Annotated in this window: 10 protein-coding genes; 2 read left to right on the top strand and 8 right to left on the bottom strand. The window is 62.0% G+C overall.

The genetic code is table 11. The annotated features are described in order from the left end of the window. The first annotated feature begins 111 nt into the window (after positions 1-111). Complete coding sequence (ggt, locus tag V6M90_RS18700; protein ID WP_003173737.1) at positions 112-1,836, top strand: gamma-glutamyltransferase; 1,725 nt, start codon at positions 112-114, stop codon at positions 1,834-1,836. A gap of 166 nt (positions 1,837-2,002) precedes the next feature. Here ggt and V6M90_RS18695 read toward each other — a convergent pair whose 3' ends face one another. From V6M90_RS18695 to V6M90_RS18680, 4 genes are all read right to left on the bottom strand, one after another. Further along, positions 2,003-2,563: a cysteine hydrolase family protein gene (locus tag V6M90_RS18695; RefSeq protein ID WP_332846929.1), complete on the bottom strand. Its 561-nt coding sequence runs from the start codon at positions 2,561-2,563 to the stop codon at positions 2,003-2,005. A gap of 178 nt (positions 2,564-2,741) precedes the next feature. After that, the gene (locus V6M90_RS18690) at positions 2,742-3,323 is read right to left on the bottom strand and encodes a DUF6630 family protein (protein WP_078824506.1); all 582 of its coding nucleotides are present in this window, start codon (positions 3,321-3,323) and stop codon (positions 2,742-2,744) included. After that, positions 3,323-4,132 (bottom strand): suppressor of fused domain protein, encoded by an 810-nt coding sequence (locus tag V6M90_RS18685; protein WP_003173740.1) that lies wholly within the window; start codon positions 4,130-4,132, stop codon positions 3,323-3,325. The genes V6M90_RS18690 and V6M90_RS18685 overlap by 1 nt, the downstream gene beginning before the upstream one ends. Before the next feature lie 248 nt (positions 4,133-4,380). Next, on the bottom strand, positions 4,381-5,946 hold the full coding sequence (locus tag V6M90_RS18680) for a methyl-accepting chemotaxis protein (RefSeq protein ID WP_332846928.1): 1,566 nt from the start codon (positions 5,944-5,946) through the stop codon (positions 4,381-4,383). A 161-nt stretch (positions 5,947-6,107) separates the two neighbouring features. On the opposite strand from V6M90_RS18680, the gene V6M90_RS18675 reads away from it, so the two are divergent. Beyond that, positions 6,108-8,309, top strand: a complete 2,202-nt coding sequence (locus V6M90_RS18675) for an OsmC domain/YcaO domain-containing protein (protein WP_042944632.1) — start codon at positions 6,108-6,110, stop codon at positions 8,307-8,309. 52 nt (positions 8,310-8,361) lie between these two features. Here the strand turns inward: V6M90_RS18675 and V6M90_RS18670 are convergent, their stop codons facing one another. The 4 genes from V6M90_RS18670 to V6M90_RS18655 form a co-directional block, all read right to left on the bottom strand. Further along, positions 8,362-9,528 (bottom strand): cystathionine gamma-synthase, encoded by a 1,167-nt coding sequence (locus tag V6M90_RS18670; RefSeq protein ID WP_003173743.1) that lies wholly within the window; start codon positions 9,526-9,528, stop codon positions 8,362-8,364. Continuing rightward, entirely contained in the window at positions 9,525-10,901 is a 1,377-nt protein-coding gene (locus tag V6M90_RS18665) for a cystathionine beta-synthase (protein WP_305429505.1), read from the bottom strand. The genes V6M90_RS18670 and V6M90_RS18665 overlap by 4 nt, the downstream gene beginning before the upstream one ends. A 101-nt stretch (positions 10,902-11,002) precedes the next feature. Further along, positions 11,003-11,485: a VOC family protein gene (locus V6M90_RS18660; protein WP_003173745.1), complete on the bottom strand. Its 483-nt coding sequence runs from the start codon at positions 11,483-11,485 to the stop codon at positions 11,003-11,005. A 75-nt stretch (positions 11,486-11,560) separates the two neighbouring features. Continuing rightward, on the bottom strand, positions 11,561-12,181 hold the full coding sequence (locus V6M90_RS18655; protein WP_003173746.1) for a LysE family translocator: 621 nt from the start codon (positions 12,179-12,181) through the stop codon (positions 11,561-11,563). Positions 12,182-12,223: the final 42 nt, after the last annotated feature.

Below are 12,223 nucleotides of genomic sequence, written 5' to 3'. Positions count from 1 at the left end.
TTTGATGGCCGTTCTGTGACCGACAGGTTCTGTAATAAAAACGCCATTGCGCTGGGGATTAAATCCGCTAAGGGCTATTTTGGTGCATCTCAATAACCAGAGTAGCCATGGATGAAATACCAACCCTTCAGCCGTACCTTGATTGCCACTGCGCTGGTATTGACGGTCAGTGGTGTGCACGCCGCGTCCCAGGCCCCGGTGGCCGGTGAAAACGGCATGGTGGTGACGGCCCAGCACTTGGCGACCCATGTGGGCGTGGATGTGCTCAAGGCCGGCGGCAACGCAGTGGATGCGGCGGTGGCCGTGGGCTACGCGCTGGCGGTGGTGTACCCGGCGGCGGGTAACCTCGGCGGTGGCGGCTTCATGACCGTGCAACTGGCGGACGGGCGCAAGACCTTCCTCGACTTCCGCGAAAAAGCCCCACTGGCGGCCACCGCCAACATGTACCTGGACAAGGATGGCAACGTTATTGAAGGGTTGAGCGCCAAGGGGCACCTGGCCGTCGGCGTACCCGGCACGGTCTCCGGCATGGAACTGGCCCTGAGCAAATACGGCACCCTCAAGCGCGCCCAGGTGATTGCCCCGGCCATCAAGCTGGCGGAAAGCGGCTTCGTCCTGGAGCAGGGAGATATCGACCTGCTGCATACCGCCACCGGCGAGTTCGAAAAAGACAAGGACCTGCGCGGGATCTTCCTGCACAACGGCCAACCGATGCAGGTCGGCCAGAAACTGGTGCAGAAAGACCTGGCCAAGACCCTCAAGGAAATCTCCGCCAAGGGCACGGACGGCTTCTATAAAGGTTGGGTAGCCAAGGCGCTGGTGGATTCCAGCCAGGCCGGCAAGGGCATCATCACCCAGGCGGATCTCGACAAATATAAAACCCGCGAACTGGCGCCGATCGAGTGCGACTACCGCGGCTACCACGTGGTCTCGGCACCGCCACCGAGCTCGGGCGGCGTGGTGATCTGCCAGATCATGAACATTCTCGAAGGCTACCCGATGGCCGACCTGGGCTATCACTCGGCCCAGGGCCTGCACTACCAGATCGAAGCGATGCGTCACGCCTACGTGGACCGCAACAGCTACCTCGGCGACCCGGACTTCGTGACGAACCCGATCGAGCACCTGCTCGACAAAAACTACGCGACCAAGCTGCGCGATGCGATCGAGCCGCAAAAGGCCGGTGACTCCCAGGCCATCAAGCCGGGCGTGTCGCCCCACGAAGGCAATAACACCACCCATTACTCCATCGTCGACAAGTGGGGCAACGCGGTCTCCGTCACCTACACCCTCAACGATTGGTTCGGCGCGGGCGTGATGGCGAGCAAGACCGGGGTGATCCTCAACGATGAAATGGACGACTTCACCGTCAAGGTCGGCGTGCCGAACATGTACGGCCTGGTGCAGGGTGAAGCCAACGCCATCGCCCCCGGCAAGGCGCCGCTGTCGTCGATGAGTCCGACCATCGTCACCAAGGATGGCAAGGCTGTGATGGTGGTGGGCACGCCGGGTGGCAGTCGTATCATCACCGCGACCTTGCTGACGATCCTCAATGTCATCGACTACAAGATGAACATCCAGGAAGCCGTGGACGCGCCGCGTTTCCACCAGCAGTGGATGCCCGAGACCACCAACCTGGAAACCTTCGCGGTCAGCCCGGACACCCAGAAAATCCTCGAAAGCTGGGGCCACAAGTTCGCCGGTCCGCAGGATGCCAACCACTTGGCGGCGATCCTGGTCGGCGCCCCGTCGTTGGGTGGCAAACCGGTGGGCAATAACCGCTTCTACGGCGCGAATGACCCACGACGCAATACCGGGCTGTCGCTGGGCTACTGACCGCTGATACGGTCAAATGTGGGGCGGATGTTTGTAGGGAGCAAACGTGCTCCCCACATTTGGCCTGTGTGGCCGTTGAAGCTTGTATCTAGCGCACTGGCGTTATAACGCGGCAAGAGGCACATGGGGATCTGCGCAAGGCCATTGCGCGCTTGCTTCAGGTGTTTTAAGCAGACACCAGGATCGTATCGGTCGCGACCACCCTGGCATAGTCCATCGCCAGGTTGCCCAGCGACAACGCATGCACGTCCTCGGCAGACCATAAACGCCCCGACAGGTCGGTTTGGTCAAAGGTATAGCAGGCGTCGGCGGCCACAATCACATCAAACCCAAGGTTGCCGCCTGAGCGCGCGGTGGCTTCGACGGAGTTGTTGGTGATCACCCCGACGACCACCAGTTGCCTGATCGAACGCGCATGCAGCCAGCGCTCCAGTCCTGTGTGGGTGAACGCATCCGGAACGTTTTTTTCCACGACATGCTCATGCGCGAGTGGTTGCAGCGCGGCCTGGAACTCACAGCCCGGTTGTCCCGGCCAGAAGACGGAACCGGGGGTGCGAGAAATATGCCGCACGTGCACAACCGGCCGGTCTGTCTGCCGCCATGCGCCCAGCAGGCGTTGCATGTGCAGCTCGGCGTCGGGGTTGTTGCGTCGCCCAAGCGCCGGCTGGTTCATGCCTTGCTGCATGTCGATGATCAATAACGCGGCGTTTGCGGCTAACGGTTGCATGGCACATTCCTTGGCTGGCGAGGCACGAAACATATCAGCCCATGCGTGCGGCCAAACAGTCATTTGTTCGCAGGCAGGCAAGTGGACAGGCTACCTATCCCTCCAACACCAGCGACATATCCGGATACGGGCCCCCCATGAAGTCGACAAAAGCCCGAACCTTTGGCGCCGCCAGACGTTAAAACCCCTCGATACTGATCTTTACACCTGCTTGTTGTGCCAGCTCAAGCGTGCTTTCAACGCGTTCCGCATCCACGATAAACCCGACGTACTCATCACCGCCGGAGTCCAGATGCAGGAAGCGTTTACCGAAGCCCGCAAGCCATTGGTCAAAGCTGTCCAGGACTTCTTGCATCGGTCGCGTGCCGGTGTGCACGTAGGCATAAGGTTCTGGCACGCCACTGACTGAGGCCAGATAGGGCGCCAGGTATTCAAATTCGTCGAAGCCACGCCAATCGACGCTGAGCAGTGCGAGGTAGGCGAGTTTCTGGCCTCTTGACGGGTCAAGCAGTCCGTCGATCAGGGCGCTGGTGGCGTCTTGGTCGACGGCATATTTACGCAGCACACGTCGTACCAGTCTGGCTCTTTCTGGTTCGGGGGCGGCGCTTGACAGGGATTCGGTCAGGGTTCCGAGCGCTTGCTTGCGTGCCTTGGATTCCGGTGTGCGAAATTCCCGCATGATTGCCGCGTGGCTGGCGTTGGTTTCATCCGGGGGCGGCAGTGTAAAGCGGCCACCGAACAACCGATCAAAAAATCCCATCACACCACGCTCTCACGATACAGGCTGCTGGTATGCCCCACGCCGGCAGCCTGCAACCGCGCCACCAGATCCTCTCGCGCTGCCCGCCCGCCGGCCCGCACGTATTCAAGCTCCGATGCGGTGATCAACACCACCGGCACCAATTGCACCGGCGACAGCGGCATGTCGTCCAGGCGGGTAGGGAAGTCCGGGGCCGGCCCTCCGAGCAGTACGCCGGCCGCGTCGTCTTCGGTCACGAACAAGCTCGGCAGTTGGTCGCTCATTACATGCGACAGGCTGAACCCCGGCAGCTCCAGGGACAGCACGCCATGTTGTTCCAACTGCTGGGTGATGCCACCGGCATTGGCGACGGTCTTGGCGACGTGTTCGATCAGCTCGAACGCCCAGCTGCGGCGTAAGGGGTCGACATCGCCCAAGGTGCCACGGGCGTGTTCGGGGATGTCGGCGGTTTCCAGGAACAGTTCCATTTCGAAGCCATTGCCCAGGCCTTCGGCATCGTCGAATGGATCGGACAGGCCATCGGTGGCGAGGACGATGGAGCCTTCACGGCGGACCACGCGATAGGCTTGGCGAGTCGACGGCCAATACGGGCCGCCGCTGAAGCTGGGACTGATCAGGTAGGCGAGGACGTCTTTTTCCACACTGCCCACCGATTGCCAGTGACGGTCCAGGCACTCAGCGCTGGCCAGGCGTGCGGCGAGGTTGGCGGATTCGGTGTCGGCCAGTGCAGGTGCCACGGGGGCTTGAGGCGCGGGTTCAAGGGGCTGGTTTTTTTTCGATGAGCCGAACAGCTTCTTGAAGAAGTTCATGGGCATTCCTTGGCAGGTAGTGGGGCTTTGAGGGCTGACTCAACACGACAACGCAGGAGTGAAACATATCAGCTGTTGAGACGACAGCGTGCGGGCAGACGATGAAAATGTCAGCCGTGCCGCCGCTTTCGCATCCACGCCGAGGCTGATCACCTGTGGGAGCCGTCGAGCTTTAGCGAGGCGGCGATAGCGGTAGGGCAAGCAAGGAATATCTTGACCCTGCCGCCGTTTTCGCAGCCTCGCGTGCCTCAGCGGTTAAAACGCTCCACCAGCGCGTACTGGGTAGCAGCGGTGTTGGTCAGTTCCTTGCTCAGATCGGTGGATTGATGGGCTTGTACCGAGGTCTGGTCGGCCAGTTCGGCGATGGTGACGATGGTGCGGCTGATTTCCTCAGCGACGGCGCTTTGCTCTTCGGTGGCGGCGGCGATCTGGGTGGTCATGTCGGTGATATGCGCCACCGCTTCGCTGATGCCGACCAACGCCTGGTCGGCTTCGAGTACCCAGGCCACGCCTTCCTGCGCCTGGCGATGACCGTTCTGCATGCTCTGCACGGCGTTGTTGGAGGAGGTCTGAAGCTGGGTGATCAGGGCATGGATCTGAGTGGTCGATTGCGACGTGCGTTGCGCCAGTTGACGCACTTCGTCGGCCACTACGGCAAAGCCGCGGCCTTGTTCGCCGGCGCGTGCCGCTTCGATGGCCGCGTTGAGAGCCAGCAGGTTGGTCTGGTCGGCAATGCCTTTGATCACATCGACCACGCTGCCGATCTCGTCGCTGTCCCGGGCCAGTTGCGCCACGGTGGTGCCGGTTTCGCCGACCACGGCAGACAAGCGCTCGATGGCCTCGCGGGTGTCGCGCGCCACGTCACGGCCACGGCCGGTCAGCACGTTGGCTTGCTGGGTGGCGTCGGCGGTGCGTTGCACATGGCTGGCGACTTCCTGGGTGGTGGCAGCCATCTGGTTGACGGCGGCCGAGACCTGCTCGGTTTCGACGCGCTGGCGGTCCAGGCCCTTGGAACTGGCGGTGGCCAACTGATCCGACTGCCCGGCCAGGACGCTGAGCTGTTCGGCGCTGTCCTGCAGGCGGGTGAGGCAGGTTTTCAGGCGCGCGTTCTGGCTCAGGAACGCGGTTTCCAAGCGCCCCTGGGGGCCGCGCGCGTCGCTGTACATCTGGGCGATCAAGGCGTCTGACGTCGACGGTTCGACACCGTTCAACAGACGCAGCGTCGAGCCCAGGCGCGCACGGGCGCAAAGTACGCCTACCGGCACCGCAACCGCCACGGCCACCGCAACGGCTGCCGGCATGCTCAGAAACAGCCCGCCGAGGGCGCCCGCCAGGCCAGTGGTCACGTACGGCACGCAACCGAGCAGGGTCGGCAACCAGGTGTCCTGGTGCGGTATGGCGGCCTTGCCCTGGCTGAGGCGCTGGTACAGGGCCTGGGCACGACGAATTTCATCTGCCGTGGGCTTGACTCGCACCGACTCGAACCCCACCACACGGCTGCCTTCGAAGATCGGCGTAACGTACGCATTCACCCAATAGTGGTCGCCGTTTTTAGAGCGGTTCTTGACGATGCCCATCCATGGCAGGCCCTGTTTGAGCGCACTCCACATGTGCGCAAAGACCGCTGGCGGTACATCGGGGTGACGCACGATATTCTGCGGCGCGCCAATCAGGTCGGCGTGTTCAAAGCCGCTGATCTCGACAAAGGCCTCGTTGCAGTACGTGATACCACCTTGAGTATCGGTGGTGGAGATAAGCTTTTGCGAAGGTGCGAGTGAAATCTCGCGCTGTGTTACGGGCTGGTTGTTACGCATTCCGACTACTCCCTGGTTGCCCACAGTGCATCGGCACCAAGCTGCAGAAGATTAATGCATAGCTGCTATTTATCCCGCCATTGGTCAAAAGCCTGAAATCAATCGACGAAAAACCCCATAATGGCGGCCATTTTTGTTCAGCCGTTATTCTGGTGTACCCCATGGAAATCAAGGTCAACTTTCTCGACAACCTCCGGCTTGAAGCCAAGTTCGATGACTTCACGGTGATTGCCGACCAACCCATTCGCTACAAAGGCGATGGTTCGGCACCGGGGCCGTTCGACTATTTCCTGGCTTCGTCGGCGTTGTGCGCAGCCTACTTTGTGAAGTTGTACTGCCAGACCCGCAACATTTCCACCGACAATATTCGCCTGTCGCAGAACAACATCGTCGACCCGGAAAACCGCTATAACCAGATCTTCAAGATCCAGGTGGAGTTGCCGGCGGACATCAGCGACAAGGACCGCCAGGGCATCCTGCGTTCCATCGACCGTTGCACGGTCAAGAAAGTGGTGCAGGCCGGTCCCGAGTTCGTGATCGAGCAGGTGGACAACCTCGACGCCGATGCCCAGGCCCTGTTGATGCCCATCGAGGCGTCGCAAGGCGGCACTTACATTGCGGGCAAGGACCTGCCGCTGGAGCAGACGATCGCCAATATGTCGGCGATCCTCGCGGGCCTGGGCATGAAGATCGAGATCGCCTCGTGGCGCAATATCGTGCCCAATGTGTGGTCGCTGCATATTCGCGATGCACAGTCGCCGATGTGCTTTACCAACGGCAAGGGCGCGACCAAAGAGGGCGCCCTGGCGTCGGCACTCGGCGAGTTTATCGAGCGGCTCAATTGCAACTTCTTCTACAACGACCAGTTCTGGGGTGAGGAACTGGCCAACGCGCCGTTCGTGCACTACCCGGACGAGCGCTGGTTCCAGCCTGGGCCAAACGACGAGCTGCCGAGCGAGATCCTCGACGCCTACTGCCGCAAGGTCTACGACCGCGACGGTGAGCTGCGCGGTTCGCACCTGTTCGACACCAACTCCGGCAATGAAGCGCGCGGTATCGTTTCGTTGCCGTTCGTGCGCCAATCGGATGGTGAGGTGGTGTACTTCCCGTCCAACCTGATCGAAAACCTCTACCTCAGCAACGGCATGAGCGCGGGCAACACCTTGGCCGAAGCCCAGGTGCAGTGCCTGTCGGAGATCTTCGAGCGGGCGGTGAAGCGCGAAATCATCGAAGGCGAATTTGCCCTGCCGGATGTGCCGGCCGAGGTGCTGGCGAAGTACCCGCGTATTGTGGCGGGCATTGAAGGCCTGGAGGCCCAGGGCTTCCCGGTGCTGGTCAAGGATGCATCCCTGGGCGGTGAATTCCCGGTGATGTGCGTGACCCTGATGAACCCGCGCACCGGTGGCGTGTTCGCCTCGTTCGGCGCCCACCCAAGCCTGGAAGTGGCGCTGGAGCGCAGCCTTACCGAATTGCTGCAAGGCCGCAGCTTCGAAGGCTTGAACGACCTGCCGCAGCCGACCTTTGAAGCCCAGGCGGTGACCGAGCCGAACAACTTTGTGGAGCACTTCATCGACTCCAGCGGCGTGGTGTCGTGGCGCTTCTTCAGCGCGCAGTCGGACTATGAGTTTGTCGAGTGGGACTTCTCGGGCCAGGGTGAAGACTCCAACACCCAAGAGGCCGCGACCTTGTTCGGCATCCTGGAAGGCATGGGCAAAGAATCCTATATGGCGGTGTACGAACACCTCGGCGCCACCGCTTGCCGCATCCTGGTGCCGGACTACTCGGAAATCTACCCGGTGGACGACCTGATCTGGGACAACACCAACAAGGCGCTGTTCTTCCGCGCCGATATCCTCAACCTGCACAGCCTTGACGAGGAAGAGCTGCAGGCGTTGGTCGAGCGCCTGATCGAAAGCGAACTGGACGACTACACCGACATCACCACCCTGATCGGCATTGAGTTCGACGACAATACCGCGTGGGGCCAACTGACCATTCTGGAGTTGAAGCTGCTGATCTTCCTGGCCTTGAAGCAGTATGAAGAAGCCAAGGAATGCGTGGAGATGTTCCTGCAGTACAACGACAACACCGCCGACCGTGGCCTGTTCTACCAGGCGATGAACGCGGTGCTGGAAATGGAACTGGACGACGACCTGGAACTGGCCGATTACGAGGTGAACTTTCGCCGCATGTTCGGCAATGAGCGCATGGACGCGGTGATCGGCTCGGTTGACGGCAGCGTGCGGTTCTACGGTTTGACGCCGACCAGCCTGAAACTGGAAGGACTGGACCGGCATTTGCGCTTGATCGAGAGCTACAAGAAACTGCACAGCGCGCGGGCCAACATCACTTCGGCAGGTTGATAACTACCTGATGTGTAAGGATCAAAATGTGGTCCGCTGTTGTCTGGAGGATTTATATTCGGGCCAAGGCCTGCGCCAGGTCCGCGCGTAGATCCTCCAGATCCTCAACCCCCACCGACAAGCGCACCAACCCATCGCCAATCCCCAACTGCGCCCGCGTCGCCGCCGGGATGCTCGCATGGGTCATGATCGCCGGGTGTTCGATCAGGCTTTCCACGCCTCCCAGGCTTTCGGCCAGGGCAAAGATCCGCACGTTTTCCAGAAAACGCCGGGCGCCGGACAGGTCGCTGTTCAGGTCCAGCGAAATCATCCCGCCAAACCCGTGCATCTGTTTGCACGCCAATGCGTGTTGCGGGTGTGAGGCAAGGCCGGGGTAGTACACCCGTGAGACCTGCGGCTGCTGTTCCAGCCAGGTCGCCAGTTGCAGCGCGTTGCTGCAATGGCGCTCCATGCGCAGGGCCAGGGTTTTCACGCCGCGCAGGGTCAGGAAGGCATCGAAGGGCCCGGCAATGGCACCCACCGAGTTCTGCAGGAAGCCCAGGCGTTCGGCCAGCCCAGGGTTGTCGCCGACAATGGCGATGCCGCCGATGACATCCGAATGGCCGTTGAGGTATTTGGTGGTGGAGTGCACCACCACATCAACGCCCAGCTCCAATGGGCGCTGGATCCAGGGGCTGGCGAAGGTGTTGTCGGCCACGCAGATGATCCCGCGATGGCGGCAGATACGCGCGATGGCAGCCAGGTCGGTCAGGCTCAGCAGTGGGTTGCTCGGGGTTTCGACCCAGACCATGCGCGTGTCGTCTTGCAGCGCCGCTTCAAATGCCGCCACATCGCTCAGGTCGACAAAACTGAACCGGTGCCCGGCGCTGCGCTGGCGCACTTTGTCGAACAGACGAAAAGTGCCGCCGTACAGGTCATTGCCGGAGACGATATGCGCGCCGGCATCCAGCAGTTCCAGCACCGTGGAAATCGCCGCCAGCCCGGAGGCGAACGCAAACGCCTGCGTACCGCCTTCAAGGTCGGCTACGCAACGCTCCAGGGCAAACCGCGTGGGGTTGTGGGAGCGGCCGTAGTCAAAGCCCTTGTGTACACCGGGGCTGTCTTGCAGATAGGTGGAGTTGGCGTAGATCGGCGGCATCAGCGCGCCGGTGCTCGGGTCGGGGGATTGCCCGGCGTGGATTACACGGGTGGCAAACGCGCTTTTGTCGGGCTGGCTCATGCAAGGGATCTCCGTAGGTGGTTAAGCAGGTCAACGCGGGTGATCAAGCCGTAAAAGCCGCCCGTGTCGGCGATGATGGCGACCAGGCCACGGTCCAGCTCCGCCTGCAATTCGACGAGACTGGCGCTGGGAGCCAGGGTGCGCAGGGTGTCCGTCATGGCGCTGGCGACGATCATCGAAAAATGCGCGGCATCGTGGTGCAGGCCCAGCAGAATGTCGGACTCGTCGATCACGCCCACCAGTTCGCGGCCGTCGATCAGCACCGGCAGTTGCGAGACGTCGGCCAGGCGCATGCGCTGGAACGCGGTGAGCAGGGTGTCGTCGGGGCTTACGCTGATCACGCGGCCGTCTTCGAAGCGGCGGGCGATCAGGTCGCGCAGGTCGCCGTAGTGCTTGTAGTGCAGCAGGCCGGCATCGGTCATCCATTGGTCGTTGTAGACCTTGGACAGGTAGCGTGTGCCGGTGTCGCAGACAAACGTCACCACGCGCTTGGGCGCGGTCTGTTCGCGGCAGTAACGCAGGGCGGCGGCAAGCAGGGTGCCGGTGGACGAGCCGCCCAGGATACCCTCGGCCTTGAGCAATTGGCGGGCGTGGTCGAAGCTGTCTTCGTCGCTGACGGAATAGGCGTGACGCACGCTGGACAGGTCGGCAATCGACGGAATGAAGTCCTCGCCAATGCCTTCCACCGCCCACGAACCGGGGCTTGGCAGAGTGTTGCCGCGGCTGTATTCGGCCATCACCGAGCCCACAGGATCGGCCAGTACCATCTGCAGTTCAGGTTGCACGCGCTTGAAAAAACGCGTCAGGCCGGTCAGGGTGCCCGCCGAGCCGACGCCCACCACAATGGCATCCACGTCGTGCTGGGTTTGCGCCCAGATTTCCGGTGCGGTGCTGGTCTCGTGGGCCAGGGGGTTGGCCGGGTTGTTGAACTGGTCGGCGAAGAAGGAACCGGGAATCTCCTTGGCCAGGCGCGCGGCCATGTCCTGGTAATACTCGGGGTGGCCCTTGCCGACGTCGGAGCGGGTGATGTGCACCTCGGCGCCCATGGCCTTGAGGTGCAACACCTTTTCGGTGGACATCTTGTCGGGCACCACCAGCACCACGCGGTAGCCCTTGGCCCGCCCCACCAGCGCCAGGCCCAGGCCGGTATTCCCGGCGGTGGCCTCGATAATAGTGCCACCGGGGTGTAGACGGCCGTCGCGTTCGGCGGTGTCGATCATGGCCAGGCCAATGCGGTCCTTGATCGAGCCGCCGGGATTCTGCGACTCCAGTTTGAGAAACAGCGTGCAGGGACCGGTATCGAAGCGGCTCACGCGAACCAGCGGCGTGTTGCCGATCAGTTCGAGCACGGCGGGGCGTGAGGGTGTGGGCATGTCATCACCTGGATACGCAAAGGGAGACATAAAACACTAGGCCGGTATCGGGTGGGTCGCAACCCGAGGGTCGGTTGTGTGTCTTTTTTTGGCGCATGTGCTCAGGGCCCCGCCACGGCAGCTTCGATGGCGGCGATGTCGATTTTAGTCATGGTCATCATTGCTGCGAATGCGCGCTTGGCGATGGCCGGATCGGGGTTTGTCACCGCATCCGTCAATACCCGTGGCGAGATCTGCCACGACACGCCCCATTTGTCCTTGCACCAGCCGCAGGCGCTGGCCTGGCCGCCGTTGCCGATGATAGCGTTCCAATATCGATCGGTTTCGGCCTGATCATCGGTGGCTATCTGAAACGAGAAGGCCTCGGTATGCGGGAATATCGGACCGCCGTTCAGGCCAATGCAGGGAATGCCCAGCACCGTGAAGTCCACGGTCAATACGTCGCCCTGTTTGCCTGACGGGTAATCACTCGGCGCCAGGTGCACGGCGTTCACTGTGCTGTCGGGGAACGTTTGGGCGTAGAAGCGTGCAGCCTCCTCGGCGGTGCCGTCGTACCAGAGGCAGAGGGTGTTTTTATGGCGCATTTGGGGTCTCCACGGAGTCGGTGGTCCATGGAGTCTAGCTGCTGCTCAAGGGTTATGAGCGGTGCCGTTCGTCCCTCAAGCGCGCCGCGCCATCAACAACACCGACGCCGCCGCCGACAACAACCCCGCGCAGCAGCGATTGAATATCCGCTTGCCCCGAGGTTGCGCAAACCAACGGCGCATATGCAGGCCCATATAGGCGTACGCGCTGATGGCGATCCATTCCAGCACCAGGAACATCACGCCCAGGAGGGCGAACTGTGGGGTGATGGGTTGCCCGGGGACCACGAATTGCGGAAGAAAGGCGGTGAAGATCAGGATGGCCTTGGGGTTGCCCGCCGCCACCAGAAATTCCTGGCGCGCCAACGCCCACAAACCCACGTTGGCCGCCGCCGATTGCGCTTCAGTTTCAGGACTGGCCCGCCACAGCTGGTACGCCAGATAAAACAGATACGCCGCCCCCAGGATCTTGATCCCGTAGAACAACAGTTCCGACGTTTGCAGCACCACCGCCAAACCGGCGGCGGCGAGGGCGATCATGCCGGCGAACGCGAGCAGGCGGCCGATACCCGCCAGGCAGGCGGTGCGGTAGCCGTAGCGGGTGGCGTTGCTGACCGACAACAGGTTGTTCGGCCCGGGTGCCATGTTCAGGGCGAAGCAGGCGGGGAGGAAGAGGGCGAGGGTGGCGAGGTCCATGGCGGCTCCGGGTTTGTGGGGTCGGGGAGATAGGAGGATAAG

Source organism: Pseudomonas lactucae (assembly GCF_036688725.1).
GTDB lineage: Bacteria > Pseudomonadota > Gammaproteobacteria > Pseudomonadales > Pseudomonadaceae > Aquipseudomonas > Aquipseudomonas lactucae.
The sequence above is the reverse complement of the archived record's forward strand: the minus strand, read 5'-3'. Positions and strand labels throughout refer to the sequence as shown.